Below are 21456 nucleotides of genomic sequence, written 5' to 3'. Positions count from 1 at the left end.
CCCCTAAAGTCCTGCCGACAGGTGCCGTTAAACAGGGTAACGGCCAACGGCGCCGTTGAGGTAGGCCCGAGATGCTGGGCCAGGAATGAAGGTTCAGTGGGCCCGCCAATGGAGCCCTCAACGCAAGAAGGAATGACACCATGTCAGTGATCAATACCAACATTACTGCAATGATCGGTCAGGCGAACCTGACCAAGTCGCAGAACTCCCTGTCTACCGCCATGGAGCGTCTCTCCTCCGGCCTGCGTATCAACAGTGCCAAGGACGACGCCGCCGGTCAGGCCATCGCCAACCGTATGAGCAGCCAGATCACCGGTCTGGCCCAGGCACAGCGTAATGCCAACGACGGTATCTCCGTCGCGCAGACTGCCGAAGGTGCCCTGAACCAGGTCAACGACAACCTGCAGCGCATCCGTGAGCTGACCGTTCAGGCTCAGAACGGCACCAACTCTTCCGATGACTTGGCATCTATCCAGGCTGAAATCGACCAGCGTCTGTCTGAAATCAACCGTATCTCCGAGCAGACCGACTTCAACGGCGTGAAGGTGCTGGCTGAAGACACTCAGCTCACCATCCAGGTGGGTGCCAACGATGGTGAATCCATCAATGTCAGCCTGCAGAAAATCACTGCTGGCACTCTCAACCTGGCCAGCTTCAACGTCAACGGCGCGCAAGGCGATCTGACTGAGCTTTCTGGGGCTGGTGGTGCTACAGCAACTGCTGCCTTCCAGAAAGCCTTCGGTGACACGACACAGATCACCACTACGACTGTTGCGCTCAATGCAACTGACCTGGGCAACCAGCTTGGCATCAGTGATGGCGCCATCAGCGTTGCCACCGCGGCTCAGGTGGATGCAAACGGCAACTGGTTTGCGACTGTCACCATTGAGACGACCAATGCTTCGGAGTTGACAGCGCTGGAGCTGCAAGGTTTTGATGTCGAGGCAATCCAAGCTGCAGGTGGCGCTAGCTTCCAGATTGCATTGGAGCCGGCAGATGCTGATACCACTACAGCCGCCGATACGGCTGCATTTACGGTTGATGCAACGAAACTCAGTGCCAATGATCTGTTGAGCAAGGCTACTGCCAACCCCATGGCGCAGCTTGATGCAGCACTGAAGCAGGTGGATGAGCTTCGCTCCGACCTGGGTGCGATCCAGAACCGCTTCGAGTCGGCCATCACCAACCTGCAGACCAACCAGACCAACCTCTCTGCGGCTCGCTCACGTATCGAAGACGCCGACTATGCGGTCGAAGTCTCCAACATGACCCGTGCGCAGATCCTGCAGCAGGCTGGTACCTCTGTTCTGGCCCAGGCCAACCAGGTTCCGCAGAACGTCCTGTCCCTGCTGGGTTAATCCCGGGAAGCGCCTGGCCAGCTTCAAGCTAGAGCTGTGTCAGGCGCTACGCAGCAGCTATCCGAAGGCAGAGCCACCCGAGGCTCTGCCTTTTTCTCGTGTGGCAGAGGCTTATGCGGCGAGTCCGGAATGGCTGTTGGGGGAATCCTGAGCTCCCTGCACATACAGCTTCACTTGTGATGAATTTGTCCTGCGCCTGTGAGGCGGCCACGAGCTTGCATAAGCGTGCGACTCCATGCCTTTTTTGACGCTTAGAGCCGCTCCAGCCCTGATAGACTCGAGGTATTGACCTTAGTATCCATAAGCACGGGTAGACCATGAGCAAGCCAAAGCGCCGCTTTACAAACCGTCGTCATGCTGACCAAAACCCGGCTGCGGCTAATAAAACACTTGCTGAAGCCGAGGCGAAGGTAAGGCAGTACCCCGGCGACTCCAGCGCTTGGGAAGCACTGGCGGATGCCTGGCTTGCTCAACAGGAATATCTCAAGGCTTCGGAAGCCATCTCTAAGGCTATAGATATGGATGGCTTGAATCCGGAGTTCTACCGTAAGTTTGCAGCTGCTGTTTATCATCTAGGAGAGCGGGAAAAGGCAGAATCTCTTCTGCAAAAGGCTTTGGAATTGAGCCCGAAATTTGGCGCTGCACATCATGCAATGGCTTACCTCTTGTTTAATAAAAACAACCATACTGAGGCGCTTGAGCATGTAAACTCTGCGCTTGAAAGTAAAAGGAGTGCAGAAAGCCTTTCTCTGAAAGGAGCGGTGCTGAAAGAGCTACATCGACACGCCGAAGCCTTGGAAGCCTATGAAGAGGGGCTTCGTCTCCAGCCTGGCTTGTCCACTCTTTGGAATAATTACGGTAATACTTTACAGGCTCTTGGTCGCCTTGATGAAGCTGTAATTGCGTATAGAAAAGCATTGGATAATTCTGATGGCGCTACGACGCATCCTTTTTCCAATTTGCTGACTACCGCTCATTACCATCCCGGCTATAGCCAGGATGATATTTTGGCTATAGCGAGACAATGGAACCAGAAGTTTGCTCCCAAAGAAACGCCGGTCCGGCCTTGTCATGACAATGTCAGTCCAGAAAAATGCTTGCGAATAGGCCTGATTTCAAGTGGCTTTCGCAATCATCCGGTCGGGCGTATGACTGTTGCCGTGCTTGAGGAATTGGCGAATTATGACGTTGAGTTGTATTTTTATAGTACAACTAATCATGAGGATTTCGTTACCAGTCGATTCAAGACTCTGGCAGCCAATTGGATGTCCGTTGAGCATTTGGATGACGCCCGCTTTGCTCAGCAAGTGCGTGATCATAAAGTAGACATTCTATTTGATCTGGCTGGGCACAATAGTGGCAATCGCATGCTTGCCATGGCTATGGAGCCTGCGCCGCTGTTGGTCAAATGGGTAGGTGGGCTGATCAATACCACGGGCATTGAGGCCATGGACTACTTGATCAGTGACTCTATAGAATCACCTAGAGGGGTTGATCAGGATTATGTGGAAAAACTGATTCGGCTTCCAGATGATTATATCTGCTATACGCCTCAGGAATATGCTCCAGAGGTGAGTGAGCTCCAGCATTTAAAAATGGCTATGTTACATTTGGTTGTTTTAATAACGCAACCAAGATAAATGAGGTGGTTCTGTCGCATTGGGCTGGTATTATGCGAGAGCTGCCAAAATCCCGACTTTTTCTCAAGAGTTTGCAGTACAATAGTGAGGAGCTCTGTCAGCGTGTGCGTGAAATAATGGCAGGGCATGGGGTGGAAGCTGATCGCTTGATTATTGAAGGCCCATCTCCCAATTTGGAACTGCTGAAATCATATAACCGAGTTGATATAGCTCTTGACCCATGGCCTTACTCAGGAGGGCTGTCTACCTGCGAGGCATTCCTTATGGGAGTGCCAGTGGTATCTCTGCCTGGGCCAACCTTTGCTGGTCGCCATAGTGCTACTCACTTAGTGAATGCCGGTATGCCTGAGCTGGTAGTGAATAGCTGGAATGAGTACCGCGAACGCGTATTGGAGCTGGCATCTGATCTTGATAGCCTGAGTACCATTCGCCAGCATTTACGTGATGTGTTGCTCCAATCTCCAGTGTGTGATGCTCCACGATTTGCCAAGCATTTTGCTACCGCTATACGTGCCATTTGGCAGCGCTATTGTGAAGGTAAGGCACCAGCTGCGCTTACGTTTGATAAAGATGGCAAGGCTTGGTTCGAAGATGAGAGCCAACCTATCGATATCGTTTGTACTCCAAATGCCAGTAAAGCTGGATTCAATTGGCAATTGACTGGCAAGATTATTGCTATCGATAATAGCGCCAAATTGTTACAGCAGAGTGGGTTCAAGGAGCTGTTGTCGCTGAAAGCTTTCGGTGTCGTGGCTTTCGACCCTGGCAGCCGTGTCGAAAATCCCAGTCGCTTTGAAGGTAGCGATGACGTACAACTATTCCCTCATGCGGTGTTGGGTGATGGTCAGCCAGCTACGCTGTATGCTTGCCTGGACCCCGAGATGAGCAGTACGCTGGCGCCACTGCCACCAGAGCAACTACCGGAAGGCAAGCGCCAAGGCGCACAAGTGCTCGCCACACTGCCTATCAATACCATTGCGCTTGATAGCATTGAAGGCTTGGAAAGTCTGGATTGGCTGATTCTGGACGATCTTAACGATGCAATGGCTGTCTTGGAGAATGGCGAAAACGCCTTGAAAGACACGCTATTGATCCAAGTGCGTATCGCGTTTCAGCCTACTCACAAGCGCCAACCCAATCTCGCTGAAGCGCAGCATTGGATGGCGCGTCACGGGTTCCGTTTCTACCGCTTCAACGATATGCAGTATAGCTGTTACCTGCCCGACGACGTACCTTCGGAGCAGCGACAGGCGACGGAGTTGGTGGCGGCTGATGCTCTGTTTCTGCCAAGTCACGAGCGCATGGACGTGATGCAGGAGGCACAGCTCAAGAAGCTTGCTTTCCTTTTGCACACAGTTTTTTCTATACGTGACATGGCTTATGTAACATTGAGAAGGTTTGATGAAATTTACGCATCAAATTACTTGCAGGCTATGGGGATAAGAAAAAAATTAAACCCTCTAGAGGAAGGGCTTGATATGGCCGACAACTTCTCCGAAGCGGATGCCAAGGGAAAGGGTGATGACTCAATATCGTCGATGCTGGATGATCTGCTGAGGTAACCTTCGATGCTTAAGATTCAGAACGAGACTGCAAGCCGCGAGGCTGTCGAGAGCACGGCCCAAGAGGATACGAGCGGAGAAAGCCAGTTTCTCACTCTGTTGCGAACAGCAAAGAAAAAAGAGCTCGAGGCCTTGGCCAAGCTGCTCATGCCCTACATTTCCGTTTTGGACATGAGTCATCCGAAGGTCTGGGGGGATCGTAACCGCTTGCATATTGATAGGGCTACGATACCCATTAATGATCTCCTGATAAACACGCGTTCGGGGCATGTCACCATCAAGGAGGACTGTTTTTTCGGACATCGTTGCATGCTCCTGACAGGAACACATGACTACAGGGAAACCGGTATGAGGCGGTTGAAGGCCGTTCCCGATAGCGGCCGGGATATTGTGCTGGAAAGGGGCGTTTGGTTGGGTTCCGATGTGACAGTGCTGGGGCCGGTCCATATCGGTGAGAACGCAGTTGTAGCTGCTGGCAGTCTGGTGACCAGAGATGTACCGGCTAATACGATCGTTGCGGGCCGTCCAGCAAAACCGGTAAAAAAGATTGATGGGTCTGACGTATGAACTTCCAAGACAAGAATGTGATTTTCACTATAACGCATGGGCGGACTGGAACCACCATGTTGACGGAAGTGTTCAAGATTTTTGCCGATACACGTAGTGAGCATGAGCCAGAACCCAATTATGCAAGAGCGCTTCCTGATGTAAAAAAGGATCCTCGCCATGCCGTCGCCTTCTTGAAAAATAAAATAAAAACAGTGGAAGGTTATAAGGAGAAGAACTATGTTGAGACGAGCAATGTTTTCGGCAAGGGTTTTTTTATTCCCTTGGCTAGGATGGGCTTCTTTCCTAAGTTGATTTTTCTCAATCGTGAATTTAGAAAAGTTGCTGGTAGCTTGTATAAGCGTGGAAGTTTCCCCATGCGAACCAAAATGGGTCAGCATTTTTCTTCTGATCCGTCCTACCCTGGAAGTCTTCCTATATTCAAGCCGGCCGGGTTGACTGATTATCAGCTGTGTTATTGGGGTGTGTTGGATTCGTTTTATCGGCAATTGCAAGCTGAAGCAATCTATCAAGATGTAGGGAAGGAGTATGTGTGGGCATCGGCTAGCGATTTCAATGACTTCGATTTGACTTGCTCAATAGGAGAGAGGTTAGGGCTGAGTCTTGCTGACAAAGCAATGGCTGAGCGCCGTCACAAGGAAATTGCAGGCCAGCATCACAATCCTAACAAGAGTGATAATGGTCCAAGAACGGAAGTCAATTTTGATCGGGAGGAGGCTGAGGTACTGGATAGAATCGCCTTTTACGATCCACTCTTTGTCGATAAAGTAATGAGTTCTAAATTTTTTTCAAGAGAGTTGGCCATAAAGCTATCTTGATATCCTAATGGCTGGTCTCCCTCTAGTTGTAATCCTTGGATGCAGGGAGGCCCCACTGGTCTTTTATTGTCGCCGACTCATCCGCGGCAATGGAGTTTGTCATGACCGCAACTGAATATCAGCATGTCATTGAGGAGCTCGAACGGCTGGTCTGCGAGACACGCCACACTCTTGCACGCTTCGAGGCCACCGGCATGCACGAAAAGATGCCGGATGACTACACCAGGCTCCACGAGATCTATGCCAAGGCAATTAGTGACCAGCGGATCTACACTTTGGCCATGCTGAACCTCTAATACACTAGACGAATATTGGCTTCTTTTTAGCCCTTCTTTTAATTTCTATCTTTTTTCGATGCCGTCAATAGGCAGACATCACCTTCACTCACTGTTACCAATGATACTGCGCCCTCCTCGTTGAGCATGTCGATGAACCGGACGCTATCGATCTGATGCTGTCCACAGCAGGCTGGCAGCAGTATGCGGCTCAGGCGAACGTAATCCCGGCCAATGTATTGGCATTGTTGAGATGATCTTATTTTAGTAATGTTGGTGTTAGCGTGAAACCTCGCTTTTGGTAACAAATGCTCACGGAGCCTCTGTTCTTGGGAAAAGTAGCATGACGAAATTCAATTTTAGCCTATCGGCAAGGGAGGTGATCGATGATCTCGTCCCGAAGCTCAAGGCTACCGAACGCTTCCTCGGCAATACGCTTGCAGCCAAGATCGCGGCTTGCAACGATTCTGGTGAGGCGCAGCGGCTTCAGACCCTGCAAGCCGAGTTCGAGCTTGAGATCGCCATGGTTCATATGAACCTGGAGCATCTTCTCAAACGGTATTCGGAACAACTTGCCGATGCAGTTCACGACCCGGAAGGAAAGGGCGGCATCATGCTGACATTAGATGAGCATGAGGCGGTTGCTATTGAGAGTATTCGCCGGCTTTATCAGCGTTCGCATGAACTCCAAACGGCGTGAAAGCCAAGGAAGGGAATGCTTGATAGAGAAATTTAATATCTTTTAGTGAATTTTTCGTTGGCAAGCTCGGCCCTGCACCGGTAACTCAAGTTTTTTAAGGTGGCGTTTCGCTGAAATGCCGGCGCCCAATGAGCTGGTGTAATTCCCGTTCGGCGATAGGCTTTGAAATAACGTAGCCTTGGGCCGTATCACAACCCATCGCGGCCAGCTTGCGAAGCGTGGCGGTGTCTTCCACCCCTTCCGCCGTTACCTGGAGTCCAAGCTCATGAGCCAGAGAAATGGTTGAGGAAATAATGGTGCGGTGCCTCCTGTTTTCCAGCATGTTGCTGATAAAGCTGCGATCCATCTTGACCTCATCGACTGAAAAGGCACTTAGATAAGACAAGGAGGCGTAGCCTGTGCCGAAGTCATCCACTGCACAGCTGATATTGGCTTCATGAAGCTCTTCAATGACCTTTTGGGCATGTCCCTGGTCCTGAATGACTCCTGTTTCGGTTATTTCCAGGCAAAGTGCCTGTTTATGTTCAGAAATTTCTCTTTGCTTGATAAAGTCGACCAACGTGGAACCTTCCATCAAGTCTCTAGAAGAGATATTGACGCTAATACAAAAATTCTTGTCGTATGCTCGGCATCGTTCGGCTGCATGCATCGCTTCTTCGATGACCCAGTAGGTTAGCCGAGTAATTAATCCCGTCTCCTCCAGCAGAGGAATAAAGTGTGCGGGTGACACATTGCCTAGCTGCGGATGCTCCCAACGAATGAGTGCCTCGGCTCCTTTGATATAACCGCCTGCCAGGTCGAGCTTGGGCTGGTACAGCAGGTGCATGTCTCGTGTGCCATGTCGACGAAAGTCCTGCAGTAACAGTAGATCGTTGGGATCGGGTTCAAGGTCGGGATTGTAGGTGCGCCACGGCCGGCCGGTTTCGGTAGCAGAGGAGTAGGCCGTCATGGCGCGGCGTACCAGTTCTTCTGCCTCTGAGGAGGTTTGTCCTTCTCTCTTGACTCGACCCTCACAGATCCCCATGGCGACATGTACATCGATACTGATCGTATCTATGGTAAGAGATTTATTTACGAGGAGTGCGATCTCTTCATGGCACATATCCTGCTTGAGCAGAATGGCGAAGACGCCTGAACCGAAATGACCGACCTGAGCGAAGTTCAGCGATTCAAGGTGCTTGGAAAAACCAATGAGCAGAGCTTCGTGGCCAAAGTGGTAACCGAACATGCTGGTAAGTTGGTCGATATTCAACAAACGCAAGAGTATTACCGTTGGGTCCCAATCACGCTCTTCCTGAAGGCGCCGATCCAGGCTCTCGATGAACGTAGTGCGACTGGGAAGTCCGGTAAGGGTGTCATGCTCGGCTTGATAGCGCAGTTCCTCTTCCAGCCGGCTGCGTGCTTTCAGTTCCTGCGAGAGCAAGCGCGTGCGCAGGGAAACCTGGCGCTTCAGATACCAAGAAAATGAAAAGCCCATGAGAGCCATGAGGAGTAGAATGGCAAACACCCAGGCGAAGGTGCGCAAGCTGTCGATGATGCTGGGCTTCCGCCACTCCAGCTCGGGTCGCCACTGCTGGTAGATGTCGTTGAAGGTACCGTCGGCCATGACCACGGCCAGCTGGTGCTCCAGCCAGTCCAGCATGGCCGTATTCCCCTTGCGTACCCCGAACACGTAGGGTTGCGGCCAGAAAGGGGGGCTCGACTGGCGTACATTCATTTCAGCGGCATGGCGCATCGAGGTGAGCGAGGCCTCGATACAGGCCTCCGCCTGCCGGGCCTGCACCGCGCGCAGGCAGTCGTACTCGGTGGCGACCGGCACCAGCGGGATATCGGGGTACTCCTCCGCTAGCCGTGCTGCGGCATGGCTGCCGGCGACCACGGCGGCTCGGTGCCCCTCCAGGGCCGCCAGGCTGCTGAAGTGCTCGCCGTCGTCGTGCGAAAAAATGCCGTGAAACAGATAATAAAAGGGCTCGGTGAAATCGAGGAAAGGGGCACGTTCTTCGGCGGCGAACAGCGCAATGGCGTCGGCCTTGCCGTCTTGTACCTCCTGCAGGGCGCTATCCCACTCCATCAGCCGGTGTTCGGCGTCGATCCCGGCGTGGCGTGCCATGCTCTCCTGCAGATCGATGACGAAGCCTTTCGCCTGGTCGTGCCGGTCGAGCCACTGGAACGGGGGTAGGTCGCGGAGCCGGCGAAGACCAGCTTTCCTTGGCGCCCGGGGTTGCTCTGACCGGCAACCTCATTCGGAAGAGCAGCCAGCATTAGCAAACCACCCGCCAGGGCCAGGCCGATGGCCGCCTTGGCGCTTGACTGCTTCATTCGGCCCCCTCTAGGTCCCTTTGCGGGTTAGTTATGGTCAGTCAGGTCAACCCCATTTCATACCAAATTGGTAGGAAAATAAAGCCACGGCGCTGTATCCGCCCGCCTACTGTCACTGCTCCGGCCCTCAGCGGAAGATTTGCTCACTGTACGCATGCGCTGGCTCCACTTTGAGCCCTTCGATCGTGACGAAGGCTCTTGCCAAGCGCGTGCGGATATCAAAGACCTGTAGGAATTCCTCTCCTTGTATCCATATTGCGCAGGCAATGTCTGAATTGCGCTGCTGAACAGCCGGCCGGGCTCCGGTCTTTCGCTTCGCTGCCGATAGAAAGGGTGAAGAGAAATCTCAAGCATCTAACGACTTGAAGGAAAAACTGCCGTCTATCTATGAGTTTTTCTTCTGTAGTGGGCGTTAATAAAAATGTTTTCTGTCAAGGAAAGAAGATGCGCTTGAGTGGGTTGAGATACAAGGTGATGATGGCGGTGGCGACAGGAATGTTACTCTTGTTCGCCGTACAGTTTGTCGCTGGGCGATTGGTGCTGCTGGAGGGATATAGCCAGCTGGAGCAGGATAAAATGCTGACCAAGGTCGGCAGCGCGATGAGTCTGCTCGAAGAACAGGTCCGTCAGCTTGGCAGCATCACTGTTGATTGGGCACATTGGGATGATACCTATCAATACCTGGCGGCGCCTAATCAGGAGTATATCGATTCCAACTACACCGATGATACCTTCGCCAATCTCAACATTAGCGCTATTCTGCTGGTCGATGCCGATGGTAGTATCGTGTTCAAAAAAGGCATAGTTGCTGGGCAGCCATGGCCTTTGCCGGTAGGGCTCGAGCAAGCAGCATCGAAAGGCGGTGCGCTGATCGATACCTCTAATGGAAAGAATCATGTCTCGGGATTTTTCTGGATCCCAGGAGATATTCTGGTGGTGGCCGCCTTTGATGTACGCCCCAGTGGGAATGCTGAAGGTGAGCGACGTGGCACACTGATTATGGTGCGGCATCTCGATCAAGATCTACTTAGCCACGTTAGCCAACTGCTCGGTATAGAGATCAACGTTGAACGTGCAGAGGGGCAGCGGCTTGCAGCAGATCGGCTGGATGCGTTAGCGATGCTGCAGGTCCACGGCGGTATAACGGTAAAACCGCTAAGTGATATTGAAATGGTCGGTTATGCCTTGCTGGATGATGTGGGTAATGAGACGCCATTGTTAATGCGGGTGGTCGATGACCGTAGCATTTTCGAGCGTGGGCAATCCAGCCTGAATTTTCTGCTCTGGTCTACAGCCCTGATCGTGCTTGTACTTGGCATTTTTCATTGGCTATTCGATCGGCTCGTACTGGTGCGGCTGGCACATCTGAGTGAATATGTAGGCCGTATAGGTAAATTTCCGAATATCGCAGTTCGTATCCCGGCGCTACGCGGAAACGATGAACTAGCCAGATTGTCCCACAGCATCAACAATATGCTGGAACGGCTCGATGAGTCCCAACTTGCCCTTCACTATGAGAAAGAGCGTGCGCAGATCACGCTGGCTGGGATTGCCGATGCCGTCATCACCAGCGATGCGGCCGGTGACGTCATATACCTGAATGCAGCGGCGGAACGTCTTACTGGGATCACGTCAGGCGAAGCTCGTGAGCAGTCGATGCAGTCACTGTTTCGTCTGATGTCGTTGGAAAACAGGGCCGTGCCGATGGACAGTTTCTGGCTGACTGATCCGGCGACTAACCAGGAAGAAGCGATACTGCAGCGGAACGATGGCGAGGAGTTATTCATACGTAAATCAGCCGCCGCATTGCATGACGACAATGGCAATAGTCTTGGCTTTGTCACTGTATTGCACGACGTCACCATGTTACGCGTGCTATCAGGACAACTCAGCTTTCAGGCACGTCATGATGCATTGACGGGGCTTGTCAATCGCTATGAATTTGATCGGCTGGCACAGGCTGCACTGGAGGATGCGGTTCAGGGAGAGCGTACACACTGCATTGCCTATATCGATCTGGACCAGTTCAAGGTCGTTAATGATACCTGCGGCCATATGGCTGGCGATACCCTGCTTTATCAACTGGCAGGTCAGTTGAAAGCCAAAGTGAGAAGTTCTGACACTTTGGCCCGCGTGGGTGGTGATGAATTTGCTCTGCTATTAATGGGGTGCACCCTGGATAGGGCCCGGGTCGTTGTGGAAGGTTTGCTGAAAATTGTTCGAGAGTATCGATTCGTATACGAGGAAAAGATATTCAGGGTGGGTGCGAGCATCGGCCTGACAGAGATCTCTCCAATGCATGACTACACCTTGAGCGAATTGTTGAGCACGGTGGATTCAGCCTGCTATGCAGCCAAGGATGAAGGCGGCAACCGTATCCATGTTTATTGCCCCGGAGACCAGGATATGCAACAGCGTTACAGTCAGCTCGAATGGGTGGCAAGGATACACCAGGCGCTGGAAAATCAGCAGTTCGTTTTGTATTACCAGCGTATGCAAGGCCTGACAGACGGTGCCGAACCGCATTGTGAGGTATTGATTCGCATGCGTGGCGACGACGGTACGCTATACCCGCCAGGCTATTTCCTGCCCGTGGCGGAGCGCTTTCACCTGATGCCGCAGCTGGATCGCTGGGTGGTAAGCGAAGCGTTTTCCATCATGGCTCGCAAAGGGCTGGACTTTCCTTATGTGTGTGCCATCAATCTCTCGGGACAAACTCTATCGGAAGAAGGGTTTCTCGATTATGTCGTTGGTCTTATCCAGCATTATGAAATAGACCCAAGGCGCTTCTGTTTCGAGATTACCGAGACATCCGTGATCGCCAACCTGGAAAAGGCACGTCAGTTCATGTCCACGCTGCGCGAATTGGGTTGCAGTTTTTCGCTTGACGACTTCGGAAGCGGTCTCTCTTCCTTCGCTTACCTGAGGAATCTTAACGTCGATTTTCTCAAAATAGATGGAATGTTCGTCAAAGGAATCGATAACAGCCTGATAGATCGTGTAATGGTCTCCTCCATCAGCCAAGTGGGTCAGGTGATGGGGTTGCGCACGATCGCTGAGTTTGCTGAAAACGAAGAAATCATCAGTATCTTAAGGGAAATTGGCGTGGATTATGCTCAGGGGTATGGTGTCGCCAGGCCTGAATTGTTTCAGTGACCGGAAATATTCCTATGACAAAAAAATCTCAAGCCTGGTATCCGGAAACAACACTAGCCAGACTGGAGGAGTTGGAGCGCGAAAACGAACTACTTCGCAACATGTCAGAGCGGGCTGCCGATTTTGTCATCTTGATACATGATTCAACTGAACGAGGAAAAATTATTTTTGCCAACGATGCTGTCTGTAAGCATTTTGGTGCCGACAAGAAAACGTTGCTGAGCTGGACTCCGTTTGATTTTGATCCGAATTGCGATGAATTGTTTTTCAAGAAATTGGCCGAGAGAATGCAGGTAGGGGAATCGATAACGTTTGAATCCGAACATCGTAAAGTAAATGGGGACCTGGTTTCTGTCGAGGTTGCCGTGCACCCGTTCGAGCAGAATGGAAGAATGCTAGGTGTCAGTTACATCCAGGATATTAGTGAGCGTCGTAAAATAGAGGCGCAGCGTTTGCGTTATGAAGCTCTTGTCACCAAAAGGAAAGTTGAGGAGCATTATCGCAGTCTGGTCGAGACGTTGCCGGATTTTGTCGTGCGGCTCGACACGCAAGCCAGATACGTCTATGTCAACCCGTCGATGCTGAATAGCATTGATCGCGAAGAGAGTGCATTCCTGGGCCTGACGGCGGTGGAAGCGAATGTGACAGACAGCCCGGAGAGTAACCGCCGGTTGTGCCAGGAGGCATTACGTACGATTGAGAGTGGAGAGCCTAGTGTTTATCAGGATTGCCTGATGCTGGCTGGCCGCAAAGCCTGCTATGAGATTCGCCATATTCCTGAGAAGGATATTTCAGGGAAAGTCACGAATGTATTGGGTATTGCTCGTGACATCACCGAGCAGGTGAAAATTGATGATGCGCTCAGATTTATCGCTCAGCGCGGCTGGTCATTGGTTGGTGAGCCGTTCCTGACGGCATTGGCTCGCTATCTTGGTGATTCGCTGGGTGTCGATTGTACGATAATCGCCAGAGTGGCTGACGATCTGGATGAGGCGGAGGTAGTGGCAATTTTCGCCAAGGGGGAGGTTCGCTCCAATCTCCGTTATGCTATCAAGGGCACGCCTTGTGAAAACGTAATGAACGGGGCGATGTGCTGTTATCTGAACGAAGTTCGGCAGCGCTTCCCTGATGTTGGCGTGTTGGATGAAATGGGGGCAGAAAGTTATATCGGATTGCCGTTGTGGGGCTCCGATGGAAACGTCATTGGGCTGATCGCAGTACTGGATAGCCGGCCGATCAAGGATGAGGCTTCGGTGAGTGGGATGCTGCATTTGGTTGCTACCCGAGCTACGGCGGAATTGGAGCGTGAGCGCTCGGAGCGGGCGCTGAAGGCACGCGAGCAAGATTACCGTCGTCTGTTAGATGACTCACCTGATGTCATTATCCGTTACGACCGAAATTGTCGCCGTACATACAGCAACGCTGCTCATCGCAGGACACTGATAAAACCCGCATCTGTGGGAACAACGCCTATAGAAGAGTGGGGCTTACCCACAGGGATTGATATAGCAAAGGCTTATCAGGCCCATGTGCGTGGGATAATTGAAAGCGGGATGCCGGACGAGTGGGAATTATCCTGGAATGATGCTGAGGGTAAGCCTACCTGCTTTCTGGTCCGGGGAACGCCGGAATTGGACCAGCAAGGCAAGGTGACTGGCGTACTCGTCGTCGGAAGAGATATTTCGGCGCGAAAGCGGCTTGAGGTAGCCATGCTGGCGCGTGAACAGGAGTTCAGGGCTTTGGTTGAAAACTCTCCGGATTTCATTACCCGCTTCGATAGCCAGTGCCGATGTGTTTATATCAACCCCAGCATCGCCAATGCGGTTGCGGCTGAGAATGGGCTGGGGAAAACGCCCACTGAATGTTATTCGCATCACGAGCCGGCCAAGCGCTACGAGGCAGAGGTACGTGAGGTTTTGGAAAAAGGAGTGGAAGGGCAGTGCATGTTCAGCTTCACTGGCAAGGATAGGCAGCACTACTGTTACGAAATGCGTATTGTGCCGGAATACGATGCCGAAGGAAGAGTCGTGAGTGCTTTGTCAATTGGTCGTGATATTAGTGAACGACTCCGCCTGGAGAAACAGTTGCGGCATCAGGCTACCTATGATGCGCTGACTGGGTTGCCTAATCGCTGGTTGGCGGGCGAGCGGCTGCGTGAGGAGCTTGCCAAGGCTGAGCACGTTGGTGACCAAGTCGCTCTACTATTCATCGACCTGGACCGCTTCAAGGAAGTGAATGACACCCTGGGTCATGAAATCGGTGATCAACTGCTGGTCGAAGCCGCACAGCGAATCCGCTCATCGGTCAACCGGTCTGACGTCGTTGCCAGGCTGGGAGGTGACGAATTCGTTGTCATCCTGACGGGCGTGCCGAATATTCTTGGACTCGACAGTGTGGCACAGAATATTATCAATGCATTGACTCGACCTTATAGATTGGCTGAGCGACAAGCATATATATCCGCGAGCATTGGCATTGCCGAATACCCCAAGGATGCCGGCAATGCCGATGTACTACTGGCCTGTGCCGATCAGGCTATGTACGCAGCGAAAGAACAGGGGCGTAACGGCTTTCGGCATTTTACACCTTCAATGCAGGAAAAGGCTGAAAATCGAATCCGTCTTGCCAATGACCTTCGGTTCGCATTGTCGAGCCAGCAGTTTCAGGTTCACTACCAGCCTATCCTCGATACCGTTACTGGGCAGGTGGTGAAGGCTGAAGCCTTGCTGCGTTGGCAGCATCCTGAGCACGGTTTCGTGTCGCCAGACCTGTTTATCCCGATAGCAGAAGATACAGGGGTAATTCATGAGGTTGGTAACTGGGTGTTTCGTGAAGCAGCCAAGCTGGCTTCGCGTTGGCGAAAGCAGTGTCCCGCCGCCTGTGGTCAGGTAAGTGTCAATATTTCGCCACGTCAATTCATGCATGAGAAGACGGTTGATGCATTGCTGGGCTGCTTAACCGAAATGAATATGCCGGGAGAGTGCATGGCAATTGAAATTACTGAAGGGCTGCTGCTTGATGATCAAGATCATGTCAGGGAAAAACTGGTCAGCCTGCGCGAGGCCGGTATTCGTGTGGCGCTGGACGATTTTGGTACCGGTTATTCAGCAATGGGCTATCTTAAGAAGTTCAATATTGATTACTTGAAGATAGACCGCTCTTTCGTTCGGGACTTGGCTCGCGATGAAAGTGATCGTGCCATCGCTGAAACGATTGTCATTATGGCGAAAAGATTGGGTATGAAAACCATCGCTGAAGGAGTGGAAACGAATGAGCAGCGAGACATACTCGCTGCGGTAGAATGCGAATACGTGCAAGGTTACTTGTATTCTCGCCCGCTACCTGCTGCTGGATTCCTGGAGTATGTCGCTGAAAATATGCGGGCAGGGTGTTCTGTTAATGGGGGGTGACGGCTAAAACCTGCCCTGCGTAGACGATAAGGGTAAACGCAAAACTGGTAAAGCGCTTCAAGATCTAGGTTAGGGCTGGTTCGTAGTTCGTATATGTATAGACATAGGCTGAGCATGGCGGTGGGCGTGCCGGCTGCCCACCGCTTGGAGTCAGGTGGCTCAGTGGGTCGGATTCAGCTCGGTGATCTTGAGTGTGGCGGGCTGCATTTGATTGCTGCCGTGCACGCCGACCCAGATGTTGTACATGCCGCTGGGTGGGTTCTGGAACATCACCAGCGGATTCAGGCCGATGAAATCGTCGTTGCAGTACCAGCGCCCATCGGGGGCGTTGATCACCAGGGTGGTATCGGCACTGGATTCGACGGTGATATAGAGCGGCATGCTGCCAGCCGTATAGTGCAGGTCGAGATCGGGGGCATCGGCCATGATGTAACCGGTGCAGTTCGGTCCCAGTTTGCCATTCACTTCTGTGGAGCCGCCTGCCTGTAGGCTCTGTGACCAGGGGTCGGGCGTGAATCCGGCGGAGAGGTGATGGCTGCCGTAGCTGGGAGTGGCGGTCCAATCGGGCTCTTGAGCCAGTGCCGTGCCGGCTGCCAGTGCCAGGCCGACCAGCAAGGCAGTGCTACCCGCCATGGCGGGGCGGAAAGGAGAGGGTGCGTTCAAGGCATTGTTCCTGCGCAATCGAGCGTTGGGCTCTTGTCATTGGTAGGTGTGAACCTGCTATCGGTTCCTTCTTATGGAAGGAGTAGAATAAGGCCGATGGATGTAGATGAGAAGTCTCAGACATGCCGAGTATCGATGTTGTGGTTGAACTTTCCGCCGAGGCCTGCCTTGCTCACTACGAAGGCAGGGTAGGGCAGGTGATGGCCCGCAGTCTCGATGGTCGTCGTGTGGTGTTTCCTGCCGAAGCGCTACGCCGCGTGGTGTCCCGGGATGGCGTTCATGGCACCTTTCGTCTCTCTTTCACCCCCGAGGGACGTTTCCTGTCGATAGAGCGTCTGGGTCGACGTGGCTGAAACATGGCCTGGCAAGCTGAACGTGAAATAGCCCAGGAATGGCCCGGTGTTTGACGTATATCGGATCCGGCCCTCTCGTTAGGCTGACTTTGCTCTGCTATAACGTCGATTCTGCATAGTTGCGCGTTGCTGCGGCAACGCGCAACTATGCAGCGCTTCCGTTACCGGTCATGTGATGTGCGGCCGCCCGACAAGGCCTTACCATGCATTTCAGCAAGTCACGAGAACCTCGCGAGTACCAGAATCGCCGCCTGGATGCGCTGGCCGAGCCGCCCGAGGTGGGGCATGAGCTGTTCGTCGGGCTCAGCGCCCTACGTGACACCTTGAGCAGCCGCCATCATTCGCGGGATTTCACCTTCGCCCATGCGCGCTACCTGCGTAGCCGGGTGCTGGCCTTGGGGCTCATCTTCGCGCTGCTTTCTCCGCTGTGGATCGTGGTCGATTCCCTGGTGCTGCCGACCGAGCTGCTCAGGTATACCCTGCTGGGTAGGGTCGTATTGCTGCTGGGGCTGGTGGGAGTGTTGGCATTGGCCTATTTCAGCCGTGAGCGGATAGGTCGTATTCGCTTCAGTGCCGGCATGCTACTGGCGCTCCCGGCGGGGTTTTATTTGCTGGTGCTGAGCATGCTACCGCCTGAGCAGGTGCATAGCCTGGTGGGCTATGGCTTCATACCTTTTCTGCTGGTAGCGGCGCTGAGCGTCTTTCCCTTCACCTTGCTGGAGTCGTTGGCGGCCGGGCTCGCCATGCTGGGGCTACTGGCGTTCTCTCAGACGGTTGACGGTAGCTGGCTGACCGGTCGCGGGGTGGAGAATTTTTGGCTGCTGTCGAGCCTTTTGGTGGTCTCGCTGGCAGCCAACCACTTCCAGCTCAGCCTGTTGCTGCGCCTTTATCGCCAAGCCACGCACGATCCACTGACCGGACTCTTCAATCGTGGCGCGCTGGAGGTTCACCTGGAGAAGATCCAGGCCTGGCAACGCGAAACCGAGGGGCAGGATAGCCTGGGGCACGTGCCGTGCTCCTTGTTGATGCTCGATCTCGATCACTTCAAGCGGATCAACGACAGCTACGGCCATTCGGTGGGTGATGGCGTGCTGTGCCAGTTTGCCGAGCTGCTGGTACGTCAAACCCGCCGGCACGACTGTGTCGCGCGCTACGGCGGTGAGGAGTTCGTCATCATTCTGGTGGGCAGCGGTCCGGCGCGAGCACTAGAAGTTGCAGAGCGGATCCGCTTCGCCGTGGAGAAAACGGAGTTCAGAGGGCATGACGACGAGCCCATTCCCGTGACGACGAGTATCGGGGTGACCCGGCTGGAGCAGGATGAGCCGCCTCGAGAGGCGCTCCGGCGGGCCGATGAAGCGCTTTACCGCGCCAAGCGGGAAGGGCGTAATCAAGTGATCTCTGCCATGGGGCCTGCGTCGCCATAAGTCTAAGCAGGCTTGCATTGACCTCAAGTTTCGCGATTTTCAGCCGATAGATCGGATAAGAAAATCCGCGAGCGAGGGCCGAATGCCCAACAATTCACAGCAGGTAGCGTTGCATACCTGGCTGGTACTGGTGCCGGTACTGCTGCTGGTCATGGGGGGCGTCAACGGTCTGGCCACTTGGCAGCTGCCGGGCGAATGGCAGCCCCCTTGGGTCAGCCTGCCCATCATGCTGTTGGTTGGGGGCGGCCTATTGGCCAGGCTGTTGGGCAGGGTGCGTATGGCGCAGCTGTGCGGGGCGCTGTTATTGCCAGTCGGGCTGTATGCGCCGGTGATGGCTTGGTTGCCGTCCGGTCTAGTGGAGCCGTTCGGCCTGGGGCGGGAGGCACTGACGCCAGCCACCAGTATCGCAGTGCTGATCGTGTCGGTTTGTCTAGTGGCGGGCAACGACTCACCGCGTGCGCGCGTTGCCTGGTGGCTTGGTGGGGGAGGGCTGTTCGTGGTGGGCGGAATGGGCGTCGTGGCCGGTGTCTGGCCCGAGCGGCTTTTTTCCAGCCCTTGGGGAGTAGCCTTCACGACACCTTTCACTGCCTTGCCCGCATTGTTGTGTGGCACGGCGATGCTGCTGATGGCGCGCCATCCGACCGTGGCTCCATCATTGAACCGCGCCATGATATTGGCCTTGACCGGTGGTGTATTGGCCAGCGGCTTCGTCTGGTATGCGCTCACCTGGCAGCAGTACGATGCAAAGCAGCGGCATGCCTCGGAGCTGTTCTTTACCTTCAAGGTTGGTGCCGAACGCGTCGTGGATAACAAGCAGCGTGAGATCCAGCGCATGGCGGCGCGCTGGGTGGAGTTCGGCGGACTGCCTCCGTTGAGCTATCGCGAGGCGGAAGTCGACAACTATTTCCGCGACACGCCGAGCCTGATGTCGCTGCACTGGCAATCGGGGCGGGACGAGGAGTTCCGCTGGGGACGCGAAAGAGACGCTGGCTTCTTTCCCAGGTGGGTGGAACGGCACGACTGGTTGCTGGACTGGTTGGCAGTAGGAGGACCCTATCCGCGCTGGGTACTGCCCGACGAGCAGCGTCCCGAGCTTGCCCTGGTGGCGGTGCCCTTGTCTCTGCCCGCGCATGGCACGCTGGTTGCCGTGCTGGACCTTACCAGCTCTTTCACCAGGAAGTCCGCTCCCTGGTAACGCCGCTGCGGCTCTCCATGCAGCGCAATGCGAGCCTGATGGTAGCCAACCATCAGCAGAAAATCGGCGAGGGGGTGGAGCTGAGCCGCGGCTGGGTGCTGCTGCCCGGCGGGGCAGCCATGGAAGTAAGCGTCCATGGCGATGGGCCGCTGACGGCGGACTTGGCCGGCCTGATGCCGCTGGCCGTGGCCGTGGGCGGCCTGGTAATGAGCTACCTGCTGGCCTTCAGTCTGGGTATGGCCGGATTGAGCCGGCGCCGCTCTCTGGCGCTGGCACGCACCCAGCGCCACCTGCGTGCGCAGCAGCGTGTGCAGACGCTGATCGCGCGCGACCAACCCCTGGAAGACATTCTCAAGGCCATCTGTCGAATCGTCGAGGCTCAGGTGCCGGGCGGCATCGCTTCCATCATGCTCTGCGACGAAGCTCGGTTGCGCCTAGAGCGGATCTATAGCGTCAGCCTGCCGCAAGCCTACTGCGATGCGGTCCGGGGGTGAAGATCGGGCCGAAGAGCGGCGCTTGCGGCAGTGCCGCCTATCTGCGCGACTGCGTGGTTTGTGTCAACATCGCTCACGATTCCCGTTGGCAAGGTTTTCACGAGCTGGCGACGCAACACGATCTGGCTGCCTGCTGGTCTTATCCCGTGATTGGCAGTAACGACTGCGTGCTGGGCACTTTTGCCATCTATTACCGTCAGCCGTGCGAACCCTCACGGAGCGATCGCCGACGCGTGATCGAGGCGACCGAGCTAGTGTCGCTGGCGGTGGAGCGCGAGCAAAACCGCCAGGCGCTGCGAGAGAACGAGCAGCGCTACCGCTCTCTTTTTACCTACCATCCCGATGCGGTGTTCTCCCTCGACTTGAAGGGACACTTCACGTCGGCCAATGCCGCGTGCAGCCATGTCACCGGCTATTCTCTGGAGCTATTGCTCGGCTCGCATTTCTCGGCATTGGTGCAGCCAGGCGACCGGGAGCGGATCGAAGCGCTCTATCGCGATGTCGACCAGGGCGAAGCCTTCCGCTACTCGGTCACTATCCAGCATCGCGAGGAGCGCAGCGTCTATCTCGACGTGACCAATCTACCTATTGTCGTCAACGACCGCATCATCGGCTTCTACGGCATTGCCAAGGACATGACCGAGCGACATCGGCGCGAAACGGAGCTTCGCATACTGCAGCGAAGCGTCGAGGCAAGCATCAACGGCGTCGTTATTGCCGATGCCCAGCAGCACGACTACCCCATCGTCTACGTCAATGAAGCCTTCGAACGCATTACCGGCTACAGACGCGACGAGGTGCTTGGGCATAATGGCCGTTTCCTGCAAGGCAGGGAGACCGATGCGGAAGCCATGGCGCAGTTGAGGCAAGCAATCTCCGAACGGCGCGAGATCAATGTCACGCTATGCAACTACCGCAAGGACGGGACCCCCTTCTGGAACGACCTGTACCTGGCCCCGGTCAAGGACGGCGAAGGCGCCGTCACCCACTTCGTCGGCGTTCAGCATGACATCTCCGAGCGCAAGTCCTATGAGGCGAAGCTGTCGTTCCATGCCAGTCATGATGCCCTGACCGGGCTCGCCAATCGGTCGTTGTTCGAAGATCACCTGCTGCATGATGTGCAGCTGGCACAGCGTCATGGCCGCCACTTGGCCGTCCTGTTCGTCGATCTGGATGACTTCAAGCCGATCAATGACAGCCTCGGGCACGAGGTGGGCGATCAGGTGCTGATTCAGGTGGCCCAGCGCCTAATGGAGGAATTGGACCCGGGTGATACTCTGGCCCGTTTCGGCGGCGATGAGTTCGTCATCCTGCTGCCCGAGCTGGATCGTGAAGAAGAGGCCATCTGCCTGACCGAGCGGCTGTTGTCACGCGTCGGACGCCCTTATCGGGTCGACGATCATGAACTCTACATCGGGGCCAGCGTGGGAATTGCCTTTCTCAAGGAAGGCGTGGAGAACCCGGTCGAGCTGATCCAGCAGGCCGACATGGCGATGTACCGGGCCAAGCAGAAGGGACGCAA

Annotated in this window: 15 protein-coding genes and 2 pseudogenes; 14 read left to right on the top strand and 3 right to left on the bottom strand. The window is 54.5% G+C overall.

Annotation, left to right across the window (positions count from 1 at the left end; all coding sequences use genetic code 11):
- The first annotated feature begins 140 nt into the window (after positions 1 to 140).
- The 7 genes from EKK97_RS13555 to EKK97_RS13525 all read left to right on the top strand — a co-directional run bounded on the left by EKK97_RS13555 (position 141) and on the right by EKK97_RS13525 (position 6920).
- A complete protein-coding gene (locus EKK97_RS13555) occupies positions 141 to 1358 on the top strand; it encodes a FliC/FljB family flagellin (protein ID WP_159552603.1) in 1218 nt (405 codons plus the stop codon).
- Positions 1359 to 1675: 317 nt separating this feature from the next.
- Positions 1676 to 2998 carry an O-linked N-acetylglucosamine transferase, SPINDLY family protein gene (locus tag EKK97_RS13550; RefSeq protein WP_159552601.1) on the top strand — a complete coding sequence of 441 codons (1323 nt, stop codon included), beginning with the start codon at positions 1676 to 1678 and terminating at the stop codon, positions 2996 to 2998.
- Between the two features lie 5 nt (positions 2999 to 3003).
- On the top strand, positions 3004 to 4560 hold the full coding sequence (locus EKK97_RS13545; protein ID WP_236551226.1) for an O-linked N-acetylglucosamine transferase family protein: 1557 nt from the start codon (positions 3004 to 3006) through the stop codon (positions 4558 to 4560).
- Between the two features lie 6 nt (positions 4561 to 4566).
- On the top strand, positions 4567 to 5127 hold the full coding sequence (locus EKK97_RS13540) for an acyltransferase (protein WP_159552599.1): 561 nt from the start codon (positions 4567 to 4569) through the stop codon (positions 5125 to 5127).
- Between the two features lie 56 nt (positions 5128 to 5183).
- Entirely contained in the window at positions 5184 to 5945 is a 762-nt protein-coding gene (locus tag EKK97_RS13535; RefSeq protein ID WP_159552597.1) for a hypothetical protein, read from the top strand.
- Between the two features lie 101 nt (positions 5946 to 6046).
- Positions 6047 to 6241, top strand: coding sequence for a hypothetical protein (locus EKK97_RS13530; RefSeq protein ID WP_159552595.1), 195 nt, complete (start codon positions 6047 to 6049; stop codon positions 6239 to 6241).
- 322 nt (positions 6242 to 6563) lie between these two features.
- On the top strand, positions 6564 to 6920 hold the full coding sequence (locus EKK97_RS13525; RefSeq protein WP_159552593.1) for a hypothetical protein: 357 nt from the start codon (positions 6564 to 6566) through the stop codon (positions 6918 to 6920).
- A gap of 94 nt (positions 6921 to 7014) precedes the next feature.
- Here EKK97_RS13525 and EKK97_RS25890 read toward each other — a convergent pair whose 3' ends face one another.
- Positions 7015 to 8427: a putative bifunctional diguanylate cyclase/phosphodiesterase gene (locus EKK97_RS25890; protein ID WP_479688640.1), complete on the bottom strand. Its 1413-nt coding sequence runs from the start codon at positions 8425 to 8427 to the stop codon at positions 7015 to 7017.
- A gap of 69 nt (positions 8428 to 8496) precedes the next feature.
- A pseudogene (locus EKK97_RS25885) lies at positions 8497 to 9090 on the bottom strand (transporter substrate-binding domain-containing protein); the annotation flags it as partial.
- A 536-nt stretch (positions 9091 to 9626) separates the two neighbouring features.
- Between EKK97_RS25885 and EKK97_RS13515 the strand changes: the two are divergent.
- Together EKK97_RS13515 and EKK97_RS13510 are read left to right on the top strand one after the other, a co-directional pair.
- Positions 9627 to 12395, top strand: coding sequence for an EAL domain-containing protein (locus EKK97_RS13515; protein WP_159552589.1), 2769 nt, complete (start codon positions 9627 to 9629; stop codon positions 12393 to 12395).
- A gap of 14 nt (positions 12396 to 12409) precedes the next feature.
- Complete coding sequence (locus EKK97_RS13510) at positions 12410 to 15805, top strand: bifunctional diguanylate cyclase/phosphodiesterase (RefSeq protein ID WP_159552587.1); 3396 nt, start codon at positions 12410 to 12412, stop codon at positions 15803 to 15805.
- A 159-nt stretch (positions 15806 to 15964) separates the two neighbouring features.
- Here the strand turns inward: EKK97_RS13510 and EKK97_RS13505 are convergent, their stop codons facing one another.
- Positions 15965 to 16468 carry a hypothetical protein gene (locus tag EKK97_RS13505; RefSeq protein ID WP_201296892.1) on the bottom strand — a complete coding sequence of 168 codons (504 nt, stop codon included), beginning with the start codon at positions 16466 to 16468 and terminating at the stop codon, positions 15965 to 15967.
- A 122-nt stretch (positions 16469 to 16590) separates the two neighbouring features.
- Between EKK97_RS13505 and EKK97_RS13500 the strand changes: the two genes are divergently transcribed.
- The 5 genes and pseudogenes from EKK97_RS13500 to EKK97_RS24795 form a co-directional block, all read left to right on the top strand.
- Positions 16591 to 16821, top strand: a complete 231-nt coding sequence (locus EKK97_RS13500) for a DUF2835 domain-containing protein (RefSeq protein WP_159552585.1) — start codon at positions 16591 to 16593, stop codon at positions 16819 to 16821.
- 203 nt (positions 16822 to 17024) lie between these two features.
- Positions 17025 to 18245, top strand: a complete 1221-nt coding sequence (locus EKK97_RS13495) for a GGDEF domain-containing protein (RefSeq protein ID WP_159552583.1) — start codon at positions 17025 to 17027, stop codon at positions 18243 to 18245.
- Positions 18246 to 18327: 82 nt separating this feature from the next.
- A complete protein-coding gene (locus EKK97_RS13490) occupies positions 18328 to 19440 on the top strand; it encodes a hypothetical protein (protein ID WP_159552581.1) in 1113 nt (370 codons plus the stop codon).
- Between the two features lie 38 nt (positions 19441 to 19478).
- Positions 19479 to 19934, top strand: a complete 456-nt coding sequence (locus EKK97_RS24800) for a hypothetical protein (RefSeq protein WP_236551225.1) — start codon at positions 19479 to 19481, stop codon at positions 19932 to 19934.
- A pseudogene (locus EKK97_RS24795) lies at positions 19931 to 21406 on the top strand (PAS domain S-box protein); the annotation flags it as partial. The gene EKK97_RS24800 and the pseudogene EKK97_RS24795, both read left to right, overlap by 4 nt.
- Positions 21407 to 21456: the final 50 nt, after the last annotated feature.

The sequence above is a fragment of the Billgrantia tianxiuensis genome, from assembly GCF_009834345.1.
GTDB classification, from domain to species: Bacteria; Pseudomonadota; Gammaproteobacteria; order Pseudomonadales; family Halomonadaceae; genus Halomonas; species Halomonas tianxiuensis.
This window is presented reverse-complemented; position numbering and strand designations above follow the sequence as displayed.